The organism is Sediminibacterium sp. FW305-C-269, from assembly GCF_058231045.1.
The window spans coordinates 639,734-663,273 of sequence record NZ_JBIQXQ010000003.1 but is presented as its reverse complement, the minus strand read 5'-3'; the positions used below and the strand labels follow the sequence as shown (position 1 = coordinate 663,273).

At 46.0% G+C, this 23,540-nt stretch carries 28 protein-coding genes and 1 tRNA gene; 12 read left to right on the top strand and 17 right to left on the bottom strand.

Annotated elements, in window-relative coordinates:
• Positions 1–32 precede the first annotated feature (32 nt).
• Complete coding sequence (locus ACH3Y6_RS12880; RefSeq protein WP_490836024.1) at positions 33–674, bottom strand: WbqC family protein; 642 nt, start codon at positions 672–674, stop codon at positions 33–35.
• Between the two features lie 251 nt (positions 675–925).
• On the opposite strand from ACH3Y6_RS12880, the gene ACH3Y6_RS12875 reads away from it, so the two are divergent.
• Positions 926–1,372, top strand: coding sequence for an LEA/WHy family protein (locus ACH3Y6_RS12875; protein ID WP_490836023.1), 447 nt, complete (start codon positions 926–928; stop codon positions 1,370–1,372).
• A 185-nt stretch (positions 1,373–1,557) separates the two neighbouring features.
• Here the strand turns inward: ACH3Y6_RS12875 and ACH3Y6_RS12870 are convergent, their stop codons facing one another.
• Entirely contained in the window at positions 1,558–1,962 is a 405-nt protein-coding gene (locus ACH3Y6_RS12870) for a heavy-metal-associated domain-containing protein (RefSeq protein ID WP_490836022.1), read from the bottom strand.
• A 24-nt stretch (positions 1,963–1,986) separates the two neighbouring features.
• The gene (gene pyrE / locus ACH3Y6_RS12865) at positions 1,987–2,619 is read right to left on the bottom strand and encodes an orotate phosphoribosyltransferase (RefSeq protein WP_490836021.1); all 633 of its coding nucleotides are present in this window, start codon (positions 2,617–2,619) and stop codon (positions 1,987–1,989) included.
• 82 nt (positions 2,620–2,701) lie between these two features.
• Between pyrE and ACH3Y6_RS12860 the strand changes: the two genes are divergently transcribed.
• Positions 2,702–3,118 carry an NUDIX hydrolase gene (locus ACH3Y6_RS12860; protein ID WP_490836020.1) on the top strand — a complete coding sequence of 139 codons (417 nt, stop codon included), beginning with the start codon at positions 2,702–2,704 and terminating at the stop codon, positions 3,116–3,118.
• Positions 3,119–3,126: 8 nt separating this feature from the next.
• On the opposite strand, the gene ACH3Y6_RS12855 is transcribed toward ACH3Y6_RS12860, so the two are convergent.
• The 4 genes from ACH3Y6_RS12855 to pyrR all read right to left on the bottom strand — a co-directional run bounded on the left by ACH3Y6_RS12855 (position 3,127) and on the right by pyrR (position 5,671).
• Complete coding sequence (locus ACH3Y6_RS12855) at positions 3,127–3,555, bottom strand: hotdog fold thioesterase (RefSeq protein ID WP_490836019.1); 429 nt, start codon at positions 3,553–3,555, stop codon at positions 3,127–3,129.
• 4 nt (positions 3,556–3,559) lie between these two features.
• Entirely contained in the window at positions 3,560–4,039 is a 480-nt protein-coding gene (coaD, locus tag ACH3Y6_RS12850; RefSeq protein ID WP_490836018.1) for a pantetheine-phosphate adenylyltransferase, read from the bottom strand.
• A gap of 74 nt (positions 4,040–4,113) precedes the next feature.
• Positions 4,114–5,040 carry an aspartate carbamoyltransferase catalytic subunit gene (locus ACH3Y6_RS12845; protein ID WP_490836017.1) on the bottom strand — a complete coding sequence of 309 codons (927 nt, stop codon included), beginning with the start codon at positions 5,038–5,040 and terminating at the stop codon, positions 4,114–4,116.
• Between the two features lie 109 nt (positions 5,041–5,149).
• On the bottom strand, positions 5,150–5,671 hold the full coding sequence (gene pyrR, locus ACH3Y6_RS12840) for a bifunctional pyr operon transcriptional regulator/uracil phosphoribosyltransferase PyrR (RefSeq protein ID WP_490836016.1): 522 nt from the start codon (positions 5,669–5,671) through the stop codon (positions 5,150–5,152).
• An 82-nt stretch (positions 5,672–5,753) separates the two neighbouring features.
• On the opposite strand from pyrR, the gene recF reads away from it, so the two are divergent.
• Entirely contained in the window at positions 5,754–6,872 is a 1,119-nt protein-coding gene (recF, locus tag ACH3Y6_RS12835) for a DNA replication/repair protein RecF (protein WP_490836015.1), read from the top strand.
• 167 nt (positions 6,873–7,039) lie between these two features.
• Here recF and ACH3Y6_RS12830 read toward each other — a convergent pair whose 3' ends face one another.
• From ACH3Y6_RS12830 to ACH3Y6_RS12820, 3 genes are all read right to left on the bottom strand, one after another.
• Positions 7,040–8,170 carry a hypothetical protein gene (locus ACH3Y6_RS12830; RefSeq protein WP_490836014.1) on the bottom strand — a complete coding sequence of 377 codons (1,131 nt, stop codon included), beginning with the start codon at positions 8,168–8,170 and terminating at the stop codon, positions 7,040–7,042.
• Between the two features lie 581 nt (positions 8,171–8,751).
• Positions 8,752–9,156, bottom strand: coding sequence for a hypothetical protein (locus tag ACH3Y6_RS12825; protein WP_490836013.1), 405 nt, complete (start codon positions 9,154–9,156; stop codon positions 8,752–8,754).
• A gap of 97 nt (positions 9,157–9,253) precedes the next feature.
• Entirely contained in the window at positions 9,254–10,204 is a 951-nt protein-coding gene (locus ACH3Y6_RS12820; RefSeq protein ID WP_490836012.1) for an IS1595 family transposase, read from the bottom strand.
• 362 nt (positions 10,205–10,566) lie between these two features.
• On the opposite strand from ACH3Y6_RS12820, the gene ACH3Y6_RS12815 reads away from it, so the two are divergent.
• Together ACH3Y6_RS12815 and ACH3Y6_RS12810 are read left to right on the top strand one after the other, a co-directional pair.
• A complete protein-coding gene (locus ACH3Y6_RS12815; protein WP_490836011.1) occupies positions 10,567–11,094 on the top strand; it encodes a hypothetical protein in 528 nt (175 codons plus the stop codon).
• Between the two features lie 202 nt (positions 11,095–11,296).
• The gene (locus ACH3Y6_RS12810) at positions 11,297–11,578 is read left to right on the top strand and encodes a DciA family protein (protein ID WP_490836010.1); all 282 of its coding nucleotides are present in this window, start codon (positions 11,297–11,299) and stop codon (positions 11,576–11,578) included.
• 39 nt (positions 11,579–11,617) lie between these two features.
• Here the strand turns inward: ACH3Y6_RS12810 and ACH3Y6_RS12805 are convergent, their stop codons facing one another.
• Genes ACH3Y6_RS12805 through ACH3Y6_RS12795 form a run of 3 tightly spaced genes read right to left on the bottom strand, consistent with a single transcriptional unit; the run spans position 11,618 to position 14,350 of the window.
• Positions 11,618–12,661: an ABC transporter permease gene (locus tag ACH3Y6_RS12805; protein WP_490836009.1), complete on the bottom strand. Its 1,044-nt coding sequence runs from the start codon at positions 12,659–12,661 to the stop codon at positions 11,618–11,620.
• Between the two features lie 31 nt (positions 12,662–12,692).
• A complete protein-coding gene (locus ACH3Y6_RS12800) occupies positions 12,693–13,799 on the bottom strand; it encodes a BT_3928 family protein (protein WP_490836008.1) in 1,107 nt (368 codons plus the stop codon).
• A gap of 5 nt (positions 13,800–13,804) precedes the next feature.
• Complete coding sequence (locus tag ACH3Y6_RS12795; RefSeq protein ID WP_490836007.1) at positions 13,805–14,350, bottom strand: DUF1599 domain-containing protein; 546 nt, start codon at positions 14,348–14,350, stop codon at positions 13,805–13,807.
• A 68-nt stretch (positions 14,351–14,418) separates the two neighbouring features.
• Here ACH3Y6_RS12795 and folP point away from each other — a divergent pair, with 68 nt between their 5' ends.
• Positions 14,419–15,243, top strand: a complete 825-nt coding sequence (gene folP, locus ACH3Y6_RS12790) for a dihydropteroate synthase (protein WP_490836006.1) — start codon at positions 14,419–14,421, stop codon at positions 15,241–15,243.
• A 74-nt stretch (positions 15,244–15,317) separates the two neighbouring features.
• Here the strand turns inward: folP and ACH3Y6_RS12785 are convergent, their stop codons facing one another.
• Both ACH3Y6_RS12785 and ACH3Y6_RS12780 read right to left on the bottom strand, forming a co-directional pair.
• Entirely contained in the window at positions 15,318–16,247 is a 930-nt protein-coding gene (locus ACH3Y6_RS12785; protein ID WP_490836005.1) for an FKBP-type peptidyl-prolyl cis-trans isomerase, read from the bottom strand.
• Positions 16,248–16,253: 6 nt separating this feature from the next.
• On the bottom strand, positions 16,254–17,261 hold the full coding sequence (locus tag ACH3Y6_RS12780) for a DHH family phosphoesterase (protein ID WP_490836004.1): 1,008 nt from the start codon (positions 17,259–17,261) through the stop codon (positions 16,254–16,256).
• A 134-nt stretch (positions 17,262–17,395) separates the two neighbouring features.
• Here ACH3Y6_RS12780 and ACH3Y6_RS12775 point away from each other — a divergent pair, with 134 nt between their 5' ends.
• On the top strand, positions 17,396–17,812 hold the full coding sequence (locus ACH3Y6_RS12775) for a nucleoside-diphosphate kinase (protein ID WP_490836003.1): 417 nt from the start codon (positions 17,396–17,398) through the stop codon (positions 17,810–17,812).
• A 119-nt stretch (positions 17,813–17,931) separates the two neighbouring features.
• Here the strand turns inward: ACH3Y6_RS12775 and ACH3Y6_RS12770 are convergent.
• Both ACH3Y6_RS12770 and ACH3Y6_RS12765 read right to left on the bottom strand, forming a co-directional pair.
• A tRNA-Pro gene (locus ACH3Y6_RS12770) sits at positions 17,932–18,005 on the bottom strand.
• A gap of 6 nt (positions 18,006–18,011) precedes the next feature.
• Positions 18,012–18,215 (bottom strand): GIY-YIG nuclease family protein, encoded by a 204-nt coding sequence (locus ACH3Y6_RS12765; protein WP_490836177.1) that lies wholly within the window; start codon positions 18,213–18,215, stop codon positions 18,012–18,014.
• A gap of 274 nt (positions 18,216–18,489) precedes the next feature.
• Here ACH3Y6_RS12765 and ACH3Y6_RS12760 point away from each other — a divergent pair, with 274 nt between their 5' ends.
• The 5 genes from ACH3Y6_RS12760 to ACH3Y6_RS12740 all read left to right on the top strand — a co-directional run bounded on the left by ACH3Y6_RS12760 (position 18,490) and on the right by ACH3Y6_RS12740 (position 23,538).
• Positions 18,490–19,758 (top strand): dihydroorotase, encoded by a 1,269-nt coding sequence (locus ACH3Y6_RS12760; protein WP_490836002.1) that lies wholly within the window; start codon positions 18,490–18,492, stop codon positions 19,756–19,758.
• Between the two features lie 6 nt (positions 19,759–19,764).
• A complete protein-coding gene (locus tag ACH3Y6_RS12755; RefSeq protein WP_490836001.1) occupies positions 19,765–20,301 on the top strand; it encodes a DUF4199 domain-containing protein in 537 nt (178 codons plus the stop codon).
• 9 nt (positions 20,302–20,310) lie between these two features.
• Positions 20,311–21,255 carry a glycosyltransferase family 2 protein gene (locus ACH3Y6_RS12750; protein ID WP_490836000.1) on the top strand — a complete coding sequence of 315 codons (945 nt, stop codon included), beginning with the start codon at positions 20,311–20,313 and terminating at the stop codon, positions 21,253–21,255.
• A gap of 92 nt (positions 21,256–21,347) precedes the next feature.
• The gene (locus ACH3Y6_RS12745) at positions 21,348–22,481 is read left to right on the top strand and encodes a glycosyltransferase (RefSeq protein WP_490835999.1); all 1,134 of its coding nucleotides are present in this window, start codon (positions 21,348–21,350) and stop codon (positions 22,479–22,481) included.
• A gap of 31 nt (positions 22,482–22,512) precedes the next feature.
• A complete protein-coding gene (locus ACH3Y6_RS12740; protein ID WP_490835998.1) occupies positions 22,513–23,538 on the top strand; it encodes a GHMP family kinase ATP-binding protein in 1,026 nt (341 codons plus the stop codon).
• Positions 23,539–23,540: the final 2 nt, after the last annotated feature.

Below are 23,540 nucleotides of genomic sequence, written 5' to 3'. Positions count from 1 at the left end.
TTTAAGAAACACTTTAAAGACGCATTAAAACATTAAAATGCTGTCTGTAACACCCCCCTTGTTTCAGGGCCACAGCAGAACAAAAGGTCGAGGATACAAAGATTGGGCTGGAAGCCGATCCGGTCTTCAAATACCTGGATATACTTCATGTTCCAGGCTTCTGCCTGGTAGTTTTTAGGTAAGAGATGGTTCCGCAGATCCGTCATCCCTTCAGGAACCGTTTTCCGGTACTCGGGACTCCTGTGGATTTCGGCCGGCAGTTTCAATATCCGTTTCAACCAGTCCAGGATCTCCAGGTTCCAATCGAGCAGGAACACATGTTCCTTCAGCAGGAGATCATGCACCCCATCACTGTAAAATTCAAAAAAAGGCGCCCGGCTGTAACAGGAAGCGATGGTCCGCCAATGTTGCACCTTCCAGTTGCCTCCGCTGCTGATCCTGGTATCCTTCATCAACTCCCGCTGTCCCCTTCCTTTTTCGATCGGAACCGACAAACCCACCACGCCATTGCTCCCCGCAACCATACAACGGTTGCGAAAACTCATTTTCTGGTAGGTCTCATATTGTTCAATTTCAATATTTGAAAATTGAAATAAAGTTTTATAATAATCAATTGTTCCAAAAAATTGAGAATCAATTAATAATGATTCATTATTTTGACCTTGTTTAAGCATTTCCGATCAACTGTCTTTTGATTGTTTTTGACTACAAAAATGGAATTTATTTAAATGAAGTAGACTATATTAATTTAATGATTATTAATACTTTATGACATTTATCAGTTAGCTAATAATATTAGTATCAAGAAATTCATGGTTTTTGCTGTCAAAAGCTAATAATTTTAGCAACAAAGATACCGCATTTAACAAGACGGTTTCTTGAAAATCGGCGAGTCTCTCCTATTTTGCAGGCAAATTGTTCCCTTTTGAAGAAAAGCCTTCTATTCGCCTTATTTGCCCTTTTCCTGTTCGCCTGCCAGAAACCACAGGGCTTCGATTACCGTTCCATCAAAAATGTCAAGATCGAGAATATGGGGTTCGACAAGACCCTCCTGGCCATGGACCTGGTATACTACAACCCCAACGGTTTTGGGGTGGACCTGAAAAAAGTGGATTGTGATATCTATATCGATAACAGCTACCTGGGCAGGTACCAGCTGGACACGTTGATGCATATCCCCCGGAAAGCAGAGTTCAACCTACCCTCCCGGATCGCCGTAGACATGAAAACCATCCTGAAAAACGGGCTCAACCTCCTGTTCAGCCAGGAAGTACTGGTTCAGGTAAAAGGCACCACCCGGGTTGGCAAAGCCGGCTTTTTCACCAATGTTCCCTTCAGTTACGAATCCAGGCACAAGCTGGATCTCTTTTGAATGATGAATGATGAACAAGGAATGATGAATGATGAGTGTTTTTTGAGCAGAGGAACAGAGGAGCAAGGAACAGATGAATGTTGAAGTGTGAGAGATTCGGCAGACTAATGGTTTCTCTGGCAACATAAAAAAACGCCAAAGTTCTTCACTTCAGCGTTCAACATTCCTTGTTCATCATTCAATATTCAATACGGCTGCATATGACAGGGTTTGCCTTTCTGCGGGCCTCCGCCGTCTTCTGCACGTTTGCAGATGGGAGGTAATTTCTGGTAGGCTTCGGGTTCGGCCTTATCGCTATCGGCATCGAAACCGGCATTGTTGAGGGCTGCTTTGATGGCCAGCGCATTGGTACGATCGGGCAGGAACTGTACCTTGATCTCGCCCTGCAGCAGGTTGATCTTCCACTGCATCATACCACTTTCCATCTGGGCTTTGTTCTCCATCAGCAGGTACTTGTCCAGACGTTCTTTACACTCCCAGCAACGCAGATTGGCCGATTTGATGGTCACCCATTCCGGTTTGGGTTGCTGTGCCTGAACTGCGAACACAGTTGCCAGTAAGAAACCGGCCAGTACTAATAGTTTTTTCATACGATGAGGTTTATACATCCCTATTTAGATCCCCTGCCAGCTGGCGGGGTCATTGCGCCAGGAAAGCAGCAGTTGTTCCGTATCGGCCGATACCTGTCCCTTTTCAACCGCCAGGCTGATCAGGTTGGCATAGTTGGTGAGCGAACGGTAGGGTACGCCGGCATCTGCAAAAGCCTTATCGGCCACCGCAAAACCGTACGTGAAAATAGACACCATGCCTACTACTTCCACGCCGGCATTTCGAAGCACGTCCACCACCTGTAAACTGCTTTTACCGGTAGAGATCAGATCCTCGATCACCAGCACCCGCTGCCCGGGGGTATAATGCCCTTCAATCTGGTTACCCAGTCCATGTTCTTTGGGCTTGGGCCGCACATAGATATATGGCAGCTTTAACTGGTCGGCAGCCATGGCGCCCCAGGGAATACCCGCTGTAGCCACACCTGCCAGCACTTCAGCTGCAGGAAAATGTTCGAATATCACATTACACATTTCACTTTTGATAAAATCGCGTACAAAAGGGAATGATAAGACCCTGCGATTATCGCAGTAAATAGGGCTTTTCCAGCCACTGGCCCAGGTAAAGGGCTTTTCGGGACTCAGTTTTACAGCAGCTACCTGCAGCAGTTTCTCAGCTACGGCTTTTTCGTTTGTCATGCCGCGAAATTAAGATAATTACCGTCCAACACCCACCGGCCGGTTTGGGAAATTGAGAAAAAGGGTTCACATTTGACGCATCATGGTGAAAAAGAAAATAATCGCCGGTGGCGGACTGGTACTGAACGATTCGGGTGAACTGTTGATGATCTTCCGTCGCGGCAAATGGGACCTGCCCAAGGGCAAACTGGATGATGGTGAAACGATTGAAGCCTGTGCCTTGCGGGAAGTGGCCGAAGAAACCGGTGCCACCAACCTGGAATTGGGTGCTTTGATCGACATCGGTTACCACGAGTATTTCGACCGTTTTCTGCAGGAAGAAGTGATCAAGGAAACACACTGGTTTTCCATGCGCGCCAAAGGGGTTCAGAACCTGGTGCCGCAAACGGAAGAAGATATCCTTGAGATCAAATGGGTAAAAGATGCAAGCCTGGCTGACTGCCTGCAAAACACCTACGACAATGTCACTGATGTGATCAGCAAGGCCGGGCTGCTATAAATAAATTTTTACCGCTTTTTCAGGATCGCGACCGTTAGCCGGCTTATGCAGACCAGTTTGTCCTGTTCATCGTGAATCCGGATCTCCCACACATGCGATGTGGCGCCGAGATGGATGGGGGTTGCGGTTCCGGTCACCTGCCCGCTGCGGGCGCTGCGGATATGGTTGGCATTGATCTCCTGTCCCACGCAGATACACTGTTCCGGATCTATCACCAGCGCAGACCCCACACTGCCCAAAGTCTCCGCTAAAGCCACCGAAGCGCCCCCGTGCAACAGGCCATAGGGCTGTTTGGTACGATGATCGACCGGCATGGTGGCTTTGAGGTATTGATCGCCCAGTTCTGAGAAGCGGATCCCGATATGGTCTCCCATGGTATCCTTGCCCAGGTTTTCGAAATCGGCCAGGCTTAGGTCTTTTTTGAACCAGATAGGCATGCGCTTATTTTTTGGAAGGATATAAGGTTTGGTTCACCGCATCGGGCAGGAAAGGCGAAGCGTCTCCCCCGTTGCGCAGGATATCCCTGACAATGGTAGATGCCACGGAAGTATATTTCGGCTCTCCGGTAAGAAAGATCGTTTCAATATGTTTGTCGAGCGTACGGTTGGCATCAGCGATGGTCTTCTCGTACTCGAAATCACTCACGTAACGGATTCCCCGCAAAATGAAGTTGGCTTTGATACTGCGGCAGTAATTGACGGTCAGTCCATCGTAGACCACGCTCTGTACTTTGGGTTCATTCTTATAGATCTCACTGAACCACTGCATCCGCTGTTCTGCACTGAACATGGGGCTTTTGGAAGAATTGATACCGATACCCACATAAATCTTATCGAACAAAGGCAAAGCCCGGTTAATGATATCGGTATGCCCGAGCGTTACGGGATCAAAGGTTCCGGGAAACAGGCAGATTCTTTCCATAGTGCAGCATTCTGGGCGTGAAAGTACGAAGTACAGAATACAAAATACCGGCCGTTTGATTAAATGTTCGGGAATTACTGTTCCCTGCCTACCAGCAGGTACAGTACCGCCATCCTCACCGCAACGCCGTTCTCCACCTGGTTCAGGATGATGGAATAAGGTCCGTCGGCCACATCACTGTCCAGCTCCACGCCGCGGTTAATGGGTCCCGGGTGCATGATCACGATATCTTTGCCCAGGCTTTCCAGTACCTTTCTTTTGATACCATACGCCAGGTTATACTCGCGCAGGGAAGAGAACAGCGGCTGGTTCTGGCGCTCCAGCTGTATGCGGAGCACATTGGCCACATCGCACCACTGCAGGGCTTTCTTAAGGTTATATTCCACTTTTACGCCCAATGCCTCGGCGATGTATTTCGGGATCAAGGTGGGTGGGCCCGCTACCATGATCTCGGCTCCCATCTTCTTCAGCAGGTACATATTGCTCAGTGCCACGCGGCTGTGCATGATATCTCCGATGATGGCCACTTTCAGGCCTTCCAGTTTGCCCAGTTTCTCCTGCATGGAATAGGCATCCAGCAGGGCCTGGGTGGGGTGTTCATTGATACCGTCACCGGCATTCACAATGGCGGCAGGGATATGTTTGGCCAGGAAATGCGGTGCGCCGGAAGCGCTGTGACGCATCACCACCATATCCACTTTCATGCTCAGGATATTGTTCACCGTATCCAGCAGGGTCTCTCCTTTTGCCGAAGAGGAACTGCTGGCGGCAAAATTGAGCACATCGGCAGATAACCTGCGTTCCGCCAGTTCAAAAGACATACGGGTACGGGTAGAATTCTCGTAAAAGAGATTCACGATGGTCACATCACGGAGTGAAGGAACTTTTTTGACCGGCCGTTGTAGAACTTCTTTGAATTGCTGTGCAGTGGAGAGAATTAACTGGATATCTTCCCTGTTGAGATCTTTGATACCAAGGAGATGTTTGGTAGATAGTTTCATTAAAAATCAAAGGTAATATAATCCGGGTATAAGTAGCAAATTTGGTTACTGGGTGCTGGATGTTGGATACTGGATACTTGTTACTGGATGCTGGATTTTTTTGAGGGGGTCAGATTAGGACTACGGCATCTTCTCCGTCTTTTTCGCGCCAGTTCACTTTCACTTTCTGCGAAATGATGGTATCGATGACCTTGCCGGCATAATCGGGTTGAATGGGTAGTTCCCGGTTGAAACGGCGGTCTACGAGTACGCAAAGCGACACTTTTGAGGGACGGCCGAAATCCAGCAATGCATCCAGGGCCGCGCGTATGGTGCGGCCGGTATATAATACGTCGTCGATCAATACCACTTTTTTCTCGGCAATGCTGAACGGGATATCGGTCTGGTTGGCGATGTGCAGGCTCTTACGCACATCATCTCGGTAAAAAGTGATGTCGAGTTTGCCATATTTCACCAGTTCAGGCGCAACGATCGTTTTCAGTTCGTGTACGATCCGGTCGCTGAGGTATACGCCACGCGGCTGAAGGCCGATGATGACGGTATCGGTTAACTGCAGGTTGTTCTCCAGTATCTGGTGTGCCAGCCTTTTAACGGTCAATGCCAGTTGTTGCTCAGATAATATCGTCTTCAAAACCGAATTTTTTATAAAAATAAATGCTTTCCCGCATACCCGATGGGAATAATTCAGCCTGTCTGGTTTAATTTGCCCGCAAATGCTACGGCTTCATTCCATATCGCTGGTCCAGTTCCGCAATTATGTACAGGAACAGTTCTCGTTCTCGGAACGGATCGTAGGCATTTCCGGTCTGAACGGCACCGGTAAGACCAACCTGCTGGATGCCGTCTATTACCTGAGTTTCACCAAAAGTTATTTCTCGCGCCCCGATAGCCAGAACGTTCATCATGGCCTGGCAGGCATGCGTCTTGAAGCCCAGTACACGCTGCAGGATGAGCCGCAGAAGCTGGTCTGCATACTCCGGGAGAATAACCGGAAAGAAGTATCCCTGAACGAAGAGACCTACAAGAAGTTCTCGGAACATATCGGCAAGATCCCCTGTGTGATGATCGCTCCGGACGATGTGATACTGGTAACAGGCGGCAGCGAGGAAAGAAGGGCCTTCCTGGACACATTGTTATCGCAGATCAGCAAGACCTACCTGCTGGCCCTGATCGATTACCAGAAATTACTGCAGCAACGCAACAGCCTGCTGAAACAGGCGGCAGAAACAGGAGATACCGATGAGGCACTGCTTCAGATACTGAATGAACAGTTATGTGTGAAAGGCAACCTGATCTTTGCAGAAAGAAAAAACTTCCTGCAGGATTTCCTGCCCTTGGTCGCATCCATCTATCAACGCATTGCCGGTAAAGATGACGGGCTTGGCCTGGCATACGAAAGCCAGTTACTGAAAGACGATCTTGCCTCATTGCTACAGCAGTCCCGTCAAAAAGATCTGGCACTGACACGCACCACGGTGGGCATTCACCGCGACGATCTTTTATTCTTCATGGGAGCCGCCCCTTTTAAGACCGAAGCCTCACAAGGGCAACGCAAAAGCCTGCTCTTTGCCCTGAAACTGGCCGAATGGCAGGTATTAAAGGAAAAAAAAGGCTTCACTCCCATCCTGCTCCTGGATGATGTTTTTGAAAAACTGGATGAACAGCGCATGTTCCAGTTACTGAACTGGGTCTGTACAGAAAGCGACGGACAGGTATTCATCACCGACACCCATGCAGACAGGCTGCAATCCCATCTCTCCCAGATCAATGTGCCTTACCAGGTGGTGGAGTTAATTAATAATGGCAATTATACCCAGTTACACGCACTCTAACGTAAGAGGTTGATAATGAGTAAAGAGTAGTTTTCTAAGGTTTTTTCTTTACTACTTTGCTATCTGCGTGTTTAACAGATGCTTTCATTATGTCCAAAAAAGAACCTGTAACTACCTGCGTAGTTTCCTTTGGTTTAGTCTTTTTTGGCTTCTTATCTTTCATACTGCTAATATACTAAATCTTCATTGAAGATACTTTTGTACGTCCTATTCATTGTAGTTTTTGCCTTGTCCATATAGGCGGATAAATTGGCTTTGTATTGCTCTTTTAATTTGTTCACTTGTTCTTTATCCCCAATAGGTGTTGTTTTCATTTGCTCCGCTTGTTGCTTCATGCCGTTTTCTAATGATTCTACTATATCATTCAGTTTGAATTTCTCTACCAAAATATTTTTATAGGCTATCATTGAATCACTAAATGAGAGAGTAAGGACACCACTTTCAAAGTATCCATTCATTGCATCTACTAATGTTTTAGTATCGGCAAAACTGTATTTTATATACGTTTGGGTTGCTTCCTTTATGTAGTTTATTCTATCGGTAGGGTACTTGCTTATTTTATTTGTAAACTCTTCGCAATTAGTATTTAGCTCTAAAACATTTACATCTTTACCCGTACTTTCTGTTATGAGATAAATTGATGAACGTATATCGGCTGATAGTTTTTTATCCCAATCTATCCCATCGTTTACGGGTGCATCGGTAGTTGCTACTATTGGCGTACCATTCATAGTAACTACCGTTGCTCCATACATCCGCATAAAGACAATACCAAAAATCAATCCTGAAGATAAAACCACACCCTTTATTATAGCTTCCCGTGTTTTTTCTTCTATTGATTGTGCGATAACTCCAAATACTAATATGAATAGCCATATCATTGGAAGTGTAATAAGAAAAAGACCTGCACTCATCCAAAATGATGGATATTGAATATGCTGTGGGTCTTTCAGGTCAACGAATGAACCTAAAGAAGCGTTTGCCATCGTAATAATAAGTATCATACATATAAACGAAGTTGCGTAGCCGCCACCTTCTGCGAAAGCGTATTTGAAAGAATTAAAACTCGCAAATATTACCCTAACACCTGTTATGATAGCGGTAACAACCAGTATTGGGATAATGCCCTTGAATACATTAGCGAAAGTATTTAGCTCTGTACCACCAAAGATAATTGGTGCAATAAATACAATAACAACCACTATAAGTAAGCTATCAATTAAACTTTTGCGGATCATGAAAACCATTCCAGATTTAGCTATTTTACTTGGGTCGTTAGTAGTAATCATTTTGTTCATAAAAGAACGGTGAAATAGCATTGTAACTATTGCATATCCCGCTATGAGCAACCATACTTTAAGGTTTAATAGGATGAGAACTCCTTGGAGGACAGATTGCCAAAACATAAGCCGTTAGTTTGTCTGCCATGTTTCCTATGGCAATTGTTTAAATAAAATGACGTGGAACTATAGCCAAAGGATTGAGAAAGGACTGGGAAGACCTTAGTAACCACAATAGCCGATAGCCCACGCCGTACGTGAGCGTATCGCACTATATCCATTGGTTACTTTGAAAAATTTCCCAGTTTCTCTCAACCCGAATAAATGCTAAACGCCAATATTTTCGCCATAAAAATATACTTTTTACAGAGTAAATTGTTATCTTTGTGAAACAAGAAAGCCCCGTAAAGACGAGGCGACTATCTCGGGGATAGTTTTCTTGTGGGTTCGCGCAACCACTTATATGTTTAGTTTTAACCCCCTTCGGGGATTGATGGTCAGAGTCTACTAAACCCTATCTCAAACACGTGTTGCAAGCACGGATTTAGCGGCTTATGAGACCGTCCTCGACCCACCAATATTTTAATCGGACTGATTTATCAGTCCTTTTTTATTAGCCGATATACACTACCCGCTTTTTTACTCTTTCCCTTAGCGGTACTTTCAATATCTCCTTTATCCTTTAAGCGTGTAAGTGCGTTCCCTACATTATTTGTTACTTCTTTCACACTCTTACCTATTGCTTTGGCATAGGATAGTTTAATGGCTGCACCTTCTAACGGTGACTTTCGCAACAGAGATAAGATGTAGTCTGAAATACCTAAGTCCAATACAGGGAAAGATTGCGGAGCGGCATTCCCTACCTTAGTTACAAGAAATCTCCTAACAGTAATTAGAAATTCACGCTCATTTTGAAGTGCTTCAATTTTAGCGTCCTTTTCTAATATCTCCTTATCAATTTCAGAAAGGTCTATAGGGATTATATTGGGTGCTTTTTCGCTCATTTTAAGTCAAATTTAATCCGTCTAATATAAACTAACAAATATATTTTCAGTTTTTCAGAAATTAGACAAAAAAGGAGGCAATTAGCCCCCTTTGAGATTATTCTGCTTTACCTGTGAGTTCCTTGTAGGTAAGCCTATTATTTTCGCTTTTCTCAATAGACTTCATGAAACGGTCTATGTTGGTTATATCCCTCTTATTATAACGCTCTGTGAACTCGTCACAATATTTTTGCAGATGCTTAGGGCTAACGAAATGGAAAGTACCGATAATGCCACGCTTTAAGATGCTCCAGTAGTTCTCTAAACCGTTACTTGAAAATGCACCGCTAACATATACTCCCTCACTATGGTTAACCGTAACATGGAAATAATCGTTTTTAAGTGAGTTGTAAGCTCCCCACTCGTCTGTTACCATAATACTACCTTTCTCTACCCATTGCTCAATGACTGGCTTTATATGCTCACTATCAGCACTTGCTATAACCTTTGTCTTTACAGTTCCTAACAAGCCCCTTGCACCTAAAACCGTTGTTTTCCCTTTCCCTGATCTTCCCTGCGAGTTTGGTATCTTCTTATCAGCGTGACGGTTTTTATTTTTGCCGCCCACGAACGTTTCATCTAAAGCCACTACGTCACGTAATAATTTCGGTGCTGTTTCTGTTAGCATACTGCGTAAACGGTGATTGATAAACCAAGCCGTTTTTTGGCTTACACCTATCCTTACGCCCAACTCAATAGAAGATATTCCTTTCTTGCCGATACTCAATTCATAAGCAGCCTGTAACCATTTTCGGAACTCCACTTTACTACCTTCAAAAATTGTTTTCGTTCTTACCGTGAACGGTAAACCACACTCACGAATACCACAACGGTAAGACGGTATATCTTTGAACTTACCTCTTGCCTTAACAGTATAGTATTTCGCACTCCCGCAATGTGGGCAGCATGGAACACCGTTCCATCTTATTTGCTCGTAGAACTCATAACAGGTTTTTTCATCCCTGAAATAGTCGTTAAATTCTGAAATTGTTTTGAAGGCGAAATCCATTTTAAATAGTTTAGTTTATGGTTTAAAACTGTCAACTAATAGGTGAAAAAATATATGACTATCTATTGCGCCTTTTTACAGATGCCGGAATAGTCGGAAACTCATTTGTATTAATAAACTGTACTCCATCAATAGTAAAGCAATCCATTACATTATTTGTTATCAGTTTATAAATGTAAGCGGTAGTAACACCCTCCCCAATAGCGAAGTTCTTTATCGTTTTCAATGCGTTCAGGTCAACGGTATTTTTAGCCCCTTTCATACACCAAAGATATATTACTTAGTTGGTACTTGCAAACTTTAAACTAACTATTTTTAAAAAAACTTGCACTAATTAATATGCTTTAATACTTTACATACTCATGAACCAATTAACCGACAACGAATCCATTGATTTAATACTCGCATTGATTTACAATAATGGTGAATTTGTATATATACCCATTGGACACATAGAAGAAAACTTAGGTTCGGATGTGCATAAATGGGATTTAAATAGGTTACTCATAAAGGCAAAAGAATTAGGATTAATTAGAACCAGACCAGAGTTAGGTGCTTGGATTATGGCAAGCACTGGATTAGAAATAATTAGAAAACATGGTTCGTACTTGGCATATCTTAAATACGAAGAAGAGAAAGAAACTAAAAAATCGGAAAGTGATAAATTTGATAGAGCGATTAAAAACGGTAATTTAGTAGCATCTGTTATTGTAGCTGGATTTGCCGTATTCGCAACCATATTGTCCACAGACAACAACACAGAGCGCAAGTCGCTAAAAGAATCAATATCCAATGTATCCCGTCAAATTGATAGTCTACGGACAGATGTATTGAAAACAGCAAAGCCCATAGAGCAGAAGCTACATTTAGATACTGCCACCAATAAATAGATTTTATATATTTCATTTCAATAAGTTTGTGAGTGAAGAACGGGAACAACTAACTTATTAGTTGCGTGTAAATGGGTATAATTGCCTTAATAATTAATAATTAGTAATTATTAATTGATTTATACAGAGGATGTGCTTACGTCTGCCTTTATTCTATTTCTTAATTCCTAATTATTAACTACTAATTACTAATTTCACCCCCATGTCTGAGTTTCATATTGGCGATGCGATCAAGGGGTTCCTGCATAAGAGTAACCTGCGTAACGGGATCCGTGCGGTACAGATCGAGGAGATCTGGGAACAGCTGATGGGCAAGACCATTGCCAAATACACCAATAAGATACAGATCATCAACCAGAAATTGTTCATCCATACAGCAGTGGGTCCGTTGAAGAATGAATTGCTTTACCAGAAGCAACAGATCATTGACCGTGTAAATGAAGCGTTCGGTGAGAAAGTGATCAATGAAGTGATCATACAATAATCCTTTTCCGGAGGGGTCATTTAGGACAATACCACTGGATCATTTTACCCGAACCCTTGGATCTACTACTCCGTAAAGAAGATCAGCCAGTATATTGACCAGGATAAAGAAAGTGGCCGTGAGCAGTACGCTGCCCATCACCACCGGGAAGTCTAGTTTTTCCAGGGCATCCACGGTCACTTTGCCGATGCCTTTCCATCCAAAGATATATTCCACAAAAAAAGCGCCTGCCAGCAATTCGGCAAACCAGCCGGTGATGGCGGTGATCACGGGATTCAGGGCATTACGCAGTGCGTGGCGGAAGATGACCAGTTTTTTCTGTAATCCTTTCGCGTACGCTGTGCGGATATAATCCTGATCGAGCACATCCAGCATGGAACTCCGGGTGAGTTGCGTGATAATGGCCAATGGGCGGATCCCCAGGGTAATAGCAGGCAGCACCAGGTTCTTGAGCTGCAGATCCTTACCTGTGAAGGGATCGATATTATATAGACTGCCCGTCATGTGCAAACCCGTATACTGACTGAACACAAAACCGAACAGGTAGGCCAGTACGATACCCATGAAAAAAGAAGGTGCCGAAATACCCAGCACGCTGGCAAAAACAGAAGAAGTATCCAGCCAGGTATTTTGTTTGACTGCAGCAAGGATCCCCAGCAAGATCCCGATCACTGTAGCGATACACATAGCAGCCAGGGCCAGTACCATTGTACCGGGCAACGCTTCCAGCAACACTTCGCCCACATCTTTTTTGGTCTGATAGGAACGGCGCAGGTAAGGTAATTTGATGCCCAGTTTATTCTCTCCTCCTACAAAAAAACCTTTCAACTGTTTCTTTTCAATATCAGCGGTACTGTGCACAGCAATCGGTGAAACATCATTCAGGTATAATACGAACTGCTTCCATTTGGGCTGATCCAGGGCCAGTTCCTTGCGGATATTCTGGATGGTGGCACTGTCTCCCGCCTGCCCCAGTACCAGCCTGGCAGGGTCACCAAAACCCTGGAACAGGAAGAATACCATGATCACCACGCCTACCAGTACCAGGAGACCGTAGAGGAGTTTTTTGGCGAGGTAAGACATGGGTTAATGAGTGAATGAGTGAATGTTTTGATCAGGGTTTGGGGGTGATTTGGGATAGTAGTTGGTTTTGGTCTACGTAGCTGGTCTTGGATAGTACGGTGGCGCCTTGCATGAGCACGTAGGTGGGGTTTACGCGGGCGAAGGTCTTCAGTACGGTAGCGTCACATTTCAGGATGATGCTGTTGGGGAGACTGGCCTGCGCCCTGTCGGCATCTGCAGTTACAATGAGTACCGGCAGGTTCTTCTTTTTAGCCGCTTCCTTCACCTGGTCAAAACCCGAAAGCCAGTCGGCTGAATGGTCAAAATCTTTTACCAGCAACAGCAGGTACTTTGCTTCTGTACCCAATACGGCAGCAGTAGTATCATTGCCTGATAATGTTTGCAGAGAGAAGTCAGTGATTCTGGCCTGTAAACCATTCCCCTTTTTGATCAGTTGGTCTTTCCGGTCAACATATTCATAGGTAGAATCAAAATCCGCAGGAAAATTGGCCTGGTCGAATTCCAATAGTTTGCCCTTGTGTTTGTAGGTAAAAACAATGGAGAAGCTGTCCGGTATGGCATTGGCCGGGGTCTTCATCTGTTCCAGCAGATTATTGCCTTTCTTGTAGGGCAAACAATCCACTATGGGCAGGTGCTGCAGTACATAATACTGGCCATATCCCACGCCAACCGTAGCCAATAATAACAACACCATTGCACCGATCGGTTTTACGGCTGGCTTGATCTTTTTAGCACTGAAGAAGAGGATCAGGATCAGCAATAGCAGGAAAATATCCTTTCCGAAGGACTGGGCAGGCGTCAAGGGCAAACAATCACCGAAACAGCCACAGGTCTTGATCTTTCCGGAGAACAAGGCATAACCGGTGAGGAATGTAAAGAAAATGATCAGCAGTAACAACAACCAGCTGAAGAGTTTCATGCGCCAGCCAATGATGACGGCCACGCCTGCAACGATCTCGAAGAGGTTCATGAGGAGCGCGAAAGCCAGGGTATAATCGTTCAGGAAATGCAGGCCCCATACTTCAAAGAATTCCTGCATCTTATAACTCAGGCCCAAAGGGTCATTGGCTTTCACCAGTCCGGAGAAAATAAACAACAGGCCTACGATCCAGCGGATGAGCAGCAGAAATGTCTTCATGGGGATTAATGTTTTCCTTCAGCGATCAATATGAGTGCAAAAACGGCGTAATTGATGATGTCCACATAATTGGCATCGATCCCTTCACTGATCAGGGTCTTGCCATCATTGGCCAGGATCTGTTTGATACGCATGAGCTTCATCAGGATCAGGTCGGCAAAACTCTGCTGGCTCATTTCGCGCCAGGCTTCACCGTAATCATGGTTCTTATCAAGCATGGTGTTTTTGGCCAGTTCGATGTTCTTCCGGTATAACTCATCCACTTTTTCAACGGGCAGTTCCTCTACCTGGGGATTACCCAGTTCCAGCTGCATCAGGCCAATGACCGCATAATTCAGGATGCCTTTGAATTCTGAAGGGATATCATCCCCTACTTTCTGCGTATTCAGGTCCTGTATGGTACGGATGCGGAGCGCCTTGATAAAGATCTGATCCACCACCGAAATGGTGCGCAGTACGCGCCAGGCTGTTCCGTAATCCTTGGTCTTCTTGATAAAGATATCCTTACACTGGCTTACCGCCTCATCGTATTGTACATTCGTTCTGCTCATTTTTTGCGCAATTTATCGTCGCTTTGGTAATACCTTTGACCGACTGCAAGATAAATGAATCCCGCTGTATGTACACGCTGAATTGTAAAGGAAGGTTACTGGAAATATCCCGGCCCGTTGTCATGGGCATCATCAATGTCACCCCCGATTCTTTTTATACGGAGAGTCGCCGGTTTACGGTAGACAGTGCCCTGCGCATTGCCGAGAACATGCTGGCCGAAGGAGCCCGGATCCTGGATATTGGCGGACAAAGCACCCGGCCCGGAAGCCAGACCCTTACAGCAGCAGAGGAAATGGCAAGGGTATTACCGGTGATTGAAGCCATTTGCCAGCGGTTTCCGGAAAGTTTTCTTTCAATAGACACTTATTTTTCGGAGGTAGCAAAAGCGTCTGTTGAGGCAGGCGTGGCAATCGTCAACGATATCAGCGGTGGCAGTTTCGATAACAGGATGCTTGCTGCTGTGGCAGCATTGCGGGTTCCTTATGTTTGCATGCACGTAAAAGGCAGTGCAGACACCATGCATCAATCGGATGCCGGGAGCGATATCACCAAAGAAGTGCTGGATTATTTTATCGAAAGAAAACAGGCCTGCATCGATATCGGGATCACAGACCTGATCATTGACCCTGGCTTCGGCTTCAGCAAGACCATTGCCCAGAATTTTGAGATACTGAAGAACCTGGAACTGTTCTCCATGCTTGAAAAGCCTTTACTGCTGGGGGTTTCCCGCAAATCATCCATTTATAAGACCCTGGGCATTACCCCTGATGAGGCGCTGAACGGCACTACGGTACTGAACACTGCCGGTCTATTAAAAGGTGCAGCCATTCTCCGGGTACATGATGTGAGAGAAGCTGCAGAAGCCATCGAATTAACCCAATATCTTTTATAGTTGGATTCATTCATATACAATGACAAAGGCTCCGGAATCCGGAGCCTTTGTATTATGATTTCAGTAAGACCTGATTATTTTCTCTGTGGCTGCTGTGGCTGACCCTGTGGGCCTGCAGGTTGTGCAGGTTGCGGTGCAGGTGTGGTCACATCCAGCATTTCAATTTCGAACACGAGATTGGAATATTGAGGAATAACCGGAGGCTGTCCATTCTGACCATAGGCCAGCATAGCAGGGATATACATCTTACCCTTAGCACCTTTGCTGAACAAACGCAGCGCTTCGTCCATACCGGGAATCACCCCCTGGGTGCCTACTACCACCTGTAAAGGCTGGTTATTGGGTGAATTCTTATCCATGTTAGAATCGAATTCCTTACCGTTCAGGAAAGTTCCTTTGTACATCAGGGATACCTGTTTGCCGGAATCGGCTTTGAACTGGGCATCCCCGGGTGTTTGAATCTCAACCAGCACACCTGAAGGGGTTGACACGGTTTTGATACCTTTTTTGGCAGTGAATTCCTGCAGTTCCTTAATCTCTTTTTGTTTCTCCAGATCCTGTTCTTTTGCCAGGTCGGCTGAAGCCAGTTCCTGCTTGTCGAATGCTTTCAGGATCTCTACACGTCCTTTGATCATATCCCTTGCATGGAAGATATTGTTGTACTCGAGCATACCCAGTTTTTTCAGGGTATCCACGCTCATGCTGAATTCGATCTTGTCGCCAACGGCACATTTGGTGATGATCTCAAGAAAACTGTGTTTGCTGGGACGAGAGGTATCGATCACAAGGTAAGCAGGTACATGACCATAGGAAGAGGTCAGGACAGAATCTTTTGGCGGAACCTTATATTCAATATTAAATTTCACAAACTGGCCATGTTTCAATTTGTCTTTACTGCCGCCACTGGTGATCTTATAAGAAAGACCGGATGGGGTTTTCTGGAATTGATTGCAGCTTGCAAGCAATACGATCGCTAGTAACAGCGTGCTGGTTGTTCTCATCATTTGTTTTTATTGTAGTTGATGTTGATATTCTTTGATCACTTCTTTAAACCGGGCCACATTGGCATCCAGACTGTCGTAACTGCCTCCACCCGCAGCATTCACATGTCCGCCCCCATTGAAATGTTCCCGGGCAAACTTGTTCACATCAAAAGTGCCCTTGCTGCGGAAGCTCCATTTGCGCTCGCCTTCCCTGTCTATCACCAGCGCCCCGAAACGGATACCCTGTATCGTCAACAGGTAATTCACCAGTCCTTCGGTATCTCCTGTTTTGATATTGTACCGCTGCAGGTCCGAGCGGGTAATATACATCAAAGCTGTGTTATATTCATACATAACTTCCATTCTGTTCACCAGGGCATAACCGATGAAGCGGAGACGGTTTTCTAGAAAGTTATCGTAAATATTATCATGCACCTTGGTATGTTTCAATCCCAGGTCCTTCAAAGTGGCCACCATACGGTGCACCCCTGCGGATGTGGCCGGGAAACGGAAAGAACCGGTATCGGTCATCACACCCGTATACAGGCATTCTGCTGCAGGCAGAGATAATTTATCGAGATTACCTGAATCAACGATGAAGTCATAGACCATTTCACAGGTAGAACTTTTGGCGGTATTACTGATGCCATAGGTAAATGCTTCTTCCTGCGGTTGTTCGTGGTGGTCAATCAGAATCTTGGTACAATTAGCATCCAGTAACGGCTGTTCCATATTCTTCGTTCGGTGCAGCACATTGAAGTCGAGGCAGAAGATCACGTGGGCAGACTGTATGGTACCCAGGGCTTTGTCCCGCTGCTGTTCAAAATCGATCACCGTATCGATCCCTGGCATCCAGTCAAGGAAATTGGCCCAGTTGGTGGGTGATATCACGGTAACCTCATGCCCCATGGCAATGAGAAAATGGTAGAGTCCGAGGGCAGATCCCATGGCGTCGCCGTCAGGCTTCTGGTGCATGGTAATCACTACCCTGGCGGGGGTATTGAGCTGGGAGTAAAACTGATCGATCGGAAGCATATAATGCCGGCAAAATTGCGGTTTCCGGGCTATTCTATCAAATCAATTTGTATCACTTTAACAAAAAACAACCCTTATTATCCTCAAAACGACAGCTGAATGCTTACTTTTGCGCCCGAAATTTTACAAACTATATGAGTAACAGAACATTTACCATGATCAAACCGGATGCCACCCAGAAAGGATATACCGGTGCTATTTTAGACCAGATCATCAAAGCGGGTTTTACCGTAAAAGCGATGAAATGGACCCGTTTGACCCAGGAGCAGGCTGGTCTGTTTTACGAGATACATAAAGAAAGGCCTTTTTACGGTGAACTGGTTGCATTCATGAGCAGTGGCCCGATCGTAGCCGCTATCCTGGAAAAAGAGAATGCCGTAGCTGATTTCCGTAAACTGATCGGTGCCACCAACCCTGCCCAGGCAGAAGAAGGTACCATCCGTAAAAAATTCGCAGCTTCTGTAGGTGAGAACGCCGTACACGGAAGTGACAGTGATGAGAACGCTGTGATCGAAGGAGATTTCTTTTTCTCCAAACTGGAAAGGTTCTAATAAGAACAACTATACTGATGAATGAAAGAGCCATCCCTGAAAAGATGGCTTTTTTATGTCCCGCCAGAAACAACACCCATAAAAAAAGCCTCGTGGATAAAATCCACGAGGCCTACTTGTCGGGACGACAAGATTTGAACTTGCGACCCCACGCCCCCCAGACGTGTGCGCTACCGGGCTGCGCTACGTCCCGAAAAAATTACAGAATATGTTTATCCTGTAAGTACCGCTTAATTCCTCTTTTCTTAATCGAACGCTCCAATTTAATGGCTTCCGATCTATTACTACAAGCAAAAATATGTACTAGTTTCCAGGGAATGCCTGTTGCTGTAAAGGCGGATTTCCCTAGATTGTGATTCTCTATTCGCTTCTCCAGATCTCCGGTCTGACCAACATAGTACAGTACTTTTGAAGATGATCACAGAATAATATGTAGACCACAAAATCCATGTTATCTTTCTCTCTCAATGAACTTCTTTCGCCCCCTCCCGCCTAACGGCGGGATGCGCTACCGGGCTGCGCTACGTCCCGAAAACCATTTAGTTGCTAATATCCAGTATCTGGTATCCAGTATCCAGTATCCAGCATCTAGTAACCAACAACCAGTAAATGGGTTGCAAATATAGGGGGTAAAAGAAAAATTCAGGTTATATTGCAGAAAATTTTCCCACCGCTACATGAAGATACTTGTAAAGCAGGCGGTTATTGCCGATCCGGGTTCGCCTTATCACGGACAGACTACCGATATTTTGATCAATGGAGAACAGATCAGTAAGATCGCTCCGAATATTTCCGATACAGCTGATGAGATCATTGACGCCGCCGGCGCACTGGTATCGCAGGGATGGGTAGATATCTTCTCCCATTTTTGTGATCCGGGCTACGAATACAAGGAAACCCTGGAAACCGGGGCTGCTGCTGCCGCAGCGGGTGGATTTACCCGTGTTTTTGTGCTGCCGAATACTTTACCGGTGGTGGACAGCAAATCGCAGGTGGAATATATCTGCCAGAAATCAAGATCCTTACCGGTGACCATCCAGCCACTCGGCGCCATTACCCGCGGAACGGAAGGCAAAGACCTGGCAGAGATGTATGATATGAAACAAAGTGGTGCCGCTGCTTTTTCAGATGGCATGTTACCGGTACAGTCACCAGGATTATTAGTAAAAGCCCTGCAATATGTAAAAGCCTTTGATGGCACACTGGTGCAGGTGCCACTGGACAAAAGCATTGGTGCAGGTGGACTGATCAATGAAGGGGTGATCTCTACCCGCCTTGGACTTCCCGGTATACCGGCGTTGGCAGAAGAAGTGATCATCAAAAGAGATATTGACCTGTTACGGTATACGCAATCAAGACTGCATATCACCGGCGCGTCAACCCGGAACGGAATGCGTTTCATTGAGGCAGCCAAAAAAGAAGGCCTGAACATCAGCTGCAGTGTTACGCCTTACCACCTGTTCTTCTGTGATGAGGACATGCAATCGTACGATACCAACCTGAAAGTGAACCCGCCTTTACGCACCAGGGAAGATATGCTGGCTTTGCGCGAAGCTGTGGTGAATGGTGTGGTGGATTGTATCGCATCGCACCATATCCCCCAGGATTGGGACAATAAGACCTGTGAATTTGAATACGCTAAAAACGGCATGACCGGCCTGGAAACCAGTTTTGCCGTAGTGAATCACCTGTTACCCGAATTACCGGCAGATCAACTCGTACGCCTGTTCTCATTGCAGGCCCGTAACCTTTTTCACCTGCCGGCAACGCCAATCAAAGAGGGCGCTGCTGCAGAGTTGACGATCTTCAGCAGATCAGCACAAACCCTGCTTTCCCGCACACAGTTGAAAACAAAATCGGCCAACACTCCATTCCTCGAAAGGGAACTGAACGGAAAAGTACTGGGTATTGTACACAAAGGAAAACTCACCATCAACCAAAACTGATACCATATGAAAGTCAATATTGTCAACGAAGGCCTCAAATGGGGAAGCATTAACGGCCTGATCGCCGTATTGCTCATGTACGGATCCTGGGCTGCAGGACTGAACACTTTTGTGTCATTCCAGTTCTGGGGCAACTTTGCTCCCTTCATGATTGCCATCCTGATCTTTGCGGGATTGCAGATCAAAAAACAGAACGATGGACTCCTTCCTTTTTCTCAGGCGTTGAAATTCACTTTTCTGAGTTATGTGGTGGTTGCGGTCATTACAGCTATTGCCACTTATGTGCTGTATAACCTGATCGACAAAGAACTGACACAAAAATCGGTTCAGGTAGGCCTGGAAAAAACCCGCGCAATGATGGAGAAATTCGGTGCATCAGAAGATGATATCGAAAAAGCCATGAAGTCGGGCATGGAAGAAGGTGCCAAAGGCACCGGGTTCAGCAAGATCTTACTCGGCACAGGCCTGTTCCTGATCTGGGATTTCATCAAAAGCCTGCTGATCTCACTGGTGATCCGCAAGGAAGAAAAATTTGTCGACTAACTTAGTATTATGGATGTATCAATCGTTATACCCCTGATCAACGAGGACGAGTCCCTGCCGGAATTATGCAGCTGGATAGAATCGGTTGTCACGAGCAACCAGTTGTCCTATGAAGTGATATTGGTTGATGACGGCAGTACGGATGACAGCTGGGCTTTCATTGAAAAGAAATCCCGGGAGAACCCGAATTTCAAGGGTATCAAATTCCAGCGCAATTATGGTAAATCAGCCGCTTTGAACGAAGGTTTCAAAGCCGCCCATGGCGATGTGGTGATCACGATGGATGCAGATATGCAGGACTCTCCCGATGAGATACCCGAGTTAAGACGGATGATCATTGAGGATGGATACGATATGGTCAGCGGCTGGAAAAAGAAACGCTACGACAATACCCTGACCAAGAACCTGCCTTCCAAACTGTTCAATGCAGCCGCCCGTTTCAATTCGGGAATACAACTGCACGATTTCAATTGTGGCCTGAAATCCTACAAACGCAAAGTGATCAAGAGCATCGAAGTATATGGTGAGATGCACCGTTACATACCGATACTGGCCAAATGGAGCGGCTTCCGTAAGATCGGTGAAAAAGTGGTGGAGCACCGTCCCCGCAAATACGGTGTCACCAAATTCGGCTGGCAGCGTTTTGTAAATGGGTTTCTTGACCTGGCCACTATCATGTTCCTGGGCAAATTCGGCAAAAGACCCATGCAGTTCTTCGGACTGTTGGGTACCCTGTTCTTCCTGATCGGCCTGGGTTCAAGTATTTACCTGATCGCGGCCAAATTCATGGCAGAGGATTTCAGTCTTACCAACCGCCCTTCTTTCTACATAGCCCTTACCACCATGATCATAGGTATGCAACTGTTCCTCACCGGATTCGTTGCCGAACTGATCGCCCGTAATGCCCCGGAAAGAAACAGTTACCTGATCGAAACCAAATTAGGATTGTCATAATTCAAAAGTAAAAAGTCAAAATTCAAAAATAAAAATTTAAACAAGTATCCTATCCTTTTGAATTTTGACTTTTGAATTTTAACTTTTACATCGTGTCGAAAAAAGTCATCATCATCGGACCTGCCTGGCCACTGCGTGGCGGTCTTGCCTCATTTGATGAGAGGCTTGCCCGCGAATTCATGGCACAGGGTTACGATGCTGCCATCTATACCTTTTCCTTACAATATCCGGATTTCCTGTTCCCGGGAACCACGCAATATTCCACTGAACCGGCACCGGCAGACCTGAAGATCAAGGTCTGCATCAATTCCGTGAACCCGCTGAACTGGCTGAAAGTGGGTAATGAGCTGAAGAAGCTCAGACCCGACCTGGTGATCGTACGTTACTGGCTTCCGCTGATGGGACCCTGTCTGGGAACCATCCTGCGAAAAGTTCGTAAGAACGGCTTCACCAAAGTGATCTGTATCGCCGATAATGTGATCCCACATGAACACCGTCCGGGCGACAAAGCCTTTACCCAGTATTTTGTTCAGCCGATCCACGCTTTCATTACCATGAGTGAGAAAGTGAAGAAGGATCTGGCGCTGTTTACGGATAAAGCTGCCAAACAAGTGGTACACCCGCTGTATGATAATTTTGGGGGGGCCGTTGCCAAGAACCAGGCCCGCGAACATTTATCGCTGCCTGCCGGAGAAAAGATCATCCTGTTCTTTGGTTTTATCCGGAAATACAAGGGCCTGGACCTACTTTTCGAAGCCATGCAGGATGCGAGGATCCAACAGGCAGGCATCCGGTTACTGGTGGCGGGCGAGTTCTATGAGAAACGCGAAGAATACGACTCCCTGATCGAGAAACTGGGTATAGCTGATCAACTGATCCTACGGACCGATTTCATTGCCGACAGCGAAGTGCGTTATTACCTCAGCGCTGCTGATTTTGTGATACAACCTTACCGCAATGCCACCCAGAGCGGTGTGACCCCGCTGGCCTATCATTTTGAAAAACCCATGCTGGTGACCAATGTGGGTGGCCTGCCCGACCTGGTTCCGGATGGCAAAGTGGGTATTGTTACAGAGCCTGATCCCGGCTCGATCGCCAGCGGCATCCTGCGCCTCTATGAATTAGGTGAAGATTATTTTTTGCCCCATCTTCGCGAAGAAAAGAAAAAGTATAGCTGGAACCAATTGGTCGCAGCCATTGAAGAAATGGCCCAATTATCAGTTTAAGCAGGTTCCAGCGATTTTAATCTGGCAAGTAATGATCTACCGCAGCAAAGCTCCCTTACGCATCGGACTGGCTGGTGGCGGAACGGATGTAAGTCCTTACTGCGACCAATTTGGCGGCGCCATCCTGAACGCAACCCTGTCACTCCACGCCCATGCTACCCTAGAACCGACCACTGATGGAAAGATCCATCTGTTCTCGGTGGACAAACAACAGCAACAAAGCTTTGACTGGGCGACCCGGTTACCGATCACAGGAGAGTTAGACCTGTTAAAAGGTGTGTACAACCGCATCCAGAAAGACCACCCGTTTACCCTGCCGGGTTTACGGCTGTCCACTTTTGTAGATGCACCTGCCGGCAGTGGGCTGGGCACTTCCTCTACCCTGGTGGTGGCCATTATCGGGGCTTTTGCCGAAATGCTGAAACTACCTTTGGGAGAATACGATATGGCACATTATGCCTATGAGATCGAACGCAGTGACCTGCAACTGGCCGGAGGAAGACAGGACCAGTATGCGGCCACATTCGGCGGTTTCAATTTCATGGAGTTCTATGGCAATGATAAAGTGATCGTGAACCCGCTCCGCATCAAACAGGAATACCTGAATGAACTGGAGAACAACCTGGTATTGTATTTTACAGCTACCACGCGTGAATCGGCCTCGATCATCACCGAACAACAGCGGAACGTGAAGGAGAACAATACCAAAAGCATTGAAGCCATGCACCAGTTAAAGGAGCAGGCAAGAATGATGAAAGAAGCCCTGTTGGTAGGTAAACTGGGCGCCATTGGCGAGATACTGGACTACGGTTTCAGGCAGAAGAAGAATATGGCTGCCAATATATCCAACAGTTCCATTGACGCCATTTATGAAGCCGCCATACAAGCCGGTGCTACAGGAGGTAAGATCAGCGGTGCCGGCGGTGGCGGATTTATGATCTTTTATTGCCCAGGGAATACCAGGTACAAGGTAATTGAGACATTAAATACCTTTGGCGGTAAGATCAACCCTTATCAATTCACACAACATGGTTTAACCAGCTGGACCGCGCAGTGATG

Excerpts from the sequence above, each read along its gene's own strand:
- ACH3Y6_RS12785 (WP_490836005.1), bottom strand. The coding sequence starts at position 16,247 with ATGATGAGAACAACCAGCACGCTGTTACTAGCGATCGTATTGCTTGCA.
- ACH3Y6_RS12740 (WP_490835998.1), top strand. The coding sequence starts at position 22,513 with ATGATCTACCGCAGCAAAGCTCCCTTACGCATCGGACTGGCTGGTGGC.
- ACH3Y6_RS12845 (WP_490836017.1), bottom strand. The coding sequence starts at position 5,040 with ATGAAACTATCTACCAAACATCTCCTTGGTATCAAAGATCTCAACAGG.
- ACH3Y6_RS12820 (WP_490836012.1), bottom strand. The coding sequence starts at position 10,204 with ATGGATTTCGCCTTCAAAACAATTTCAGAATTTAACGACTATTTCAGG.
- ACH3Y6_RS12775 (WP_490836003.1), top strand. The coding sequence starts at position 17,396 with ATGAGTAACAGAACATTTACCATGATCAAACCGGATGCCACCCAGAAA.
- ACH3Y6_RS12870 (WP_490836022.1), bottom strand. The coding sequence starts at position 1,962 with ATGAAAAAACTATTAGTACTGGCCGGTTTCTTACTGGCAACTGTGTTC.
- ACH3Y6_RS12800 (WP_490836008.1), bottom strand. The coding sequence starts at position 13,799 with ATGAAGACATTTCTGCTGCTCATCCGCTGGATCGTAGGCCTGTTGTTT.
- ACH3Y6_RS12750 (WP_490836000.1), top strand. The coding sequence starts at position 20,311 with ATGGATGTATCAATCGTTATACCCCTGATCAACGAGGACGAGTCCCTG.
- ACH3Y6_RS12860 (WP_490836020.1), top strand. The coding sequence starts at position 2,702 with ATGGTGAAAAAGAAAATAATCGCCGGTGGCGGACTGGTACTGAACGAT.
- ACH3Y6_RS12760 (WP_490836002.1), top strand. The coding sequence starts at position 18,490 with ATGAAGATACTTGTAAAGCAGGCGGTTATTGCCGATCCGGGTTCGCCT.
- ACH3Y6_RS12815 (WP_490836011.1), top strand. The coding sequence starts at position 10,567 with ATGAACCAATTAACCGACAACGAATCCATTGATTTAATACTCGCATTG.
- ACH3Y6_RS12780 (WP_490836004.1), bottom strand. The coding sequence starts at position 17,261 with ATGCTTCCGATCGATCAGTTTTACTCCCAGCTCAATACCCCCGCCAGG.
- ACH3Y6_RS12855 (WP_490836019.1), bottom strand. The coding sequence starts at position 3,555 with ATGCCTATCTGGTTCAAAAAAGACCTAAGCCTGGCCGATTTCGAAAAC.
- ACH3Y6_RS12825 (WP_490836013.1), bottom strand. The coding sequence starts at position 9,156 with ATGAGCGAAAAAGCACCCAATATAATCCCTATAGACCTTTCTGAAATT.
- ACH3Y6_RS12810 (WP_490836010.1), top strand. The coding sequence starts at position 11,297 with ATGTCTGAGTTTCATATTGGCGATGCGATCAAGGGGTTCCTGCATAAG.
- ACH3Y6_RS12880 (WP_490836024.1), bottom strand. The coding sequence starts at position 674 with ATGCTTAAACAAGGTCAAAATAATGAATCATTATTAATTGATTCTCAA.
- ACH3Y6_RS12830 (WP_490836014.1), bottom strand. The coding sequence starts at position 8,170 with ATGAACAAAATGATTACTACTAACGACCCAAGTAAAATAGCTAAATCT.
- ACH3Y6_RS12755 (WP_490836001.1), top strand. The coding sequence starts at position 19,765 with ATGAAAGTCAATATTGTCAACGAAGGCCTCAAATGGGGAAGCATTAAC.
- ACH3Y6_RS12795 (WP_490836007.1), bottom strand. The coding sequence starts at position 14,350 with ATGAGCAGAACGAATGTACAATACGATGAGGCGGTAAGCCAGTGTAAG.
- recF (WP_490836015.1), top strand. The coding sequence starts at position 5,754 with ATGCTACGGCTTCATTCCATATCGCTGGTCCAGTTCCGCAATTATGTA.
- coaD (WP_490836018.1), bottom strand. The coding sequence starts at position 4,039 with ATGGAAAGAATCTGCCTGTTTCCCGGAACCTTTGATCCCGTAACGCTC.
- pyrE (WP_490836021.1), bottom strand. The coding sequence starts at position 2,619 with ATGACAAACGAAAAAGCCGTAGCTGAGAAACTGCTGCAGGTAGCTGCT.
- folP (WP_490836006.1), top strand. The coding sequence starts at position 14,419 with ATGTACACGCTGAATTGTAAAGGAAGGTTACTGGAAATATCCCGGCCC.
- ACH3Y6_RS12805 (WP_490836009.1), bottom strand. The coding sequence starts at position 12,661 with ATGTCTTACCTCGCCAAAAAACTCCTCTACGGTCTCCTGGTACTGGTA.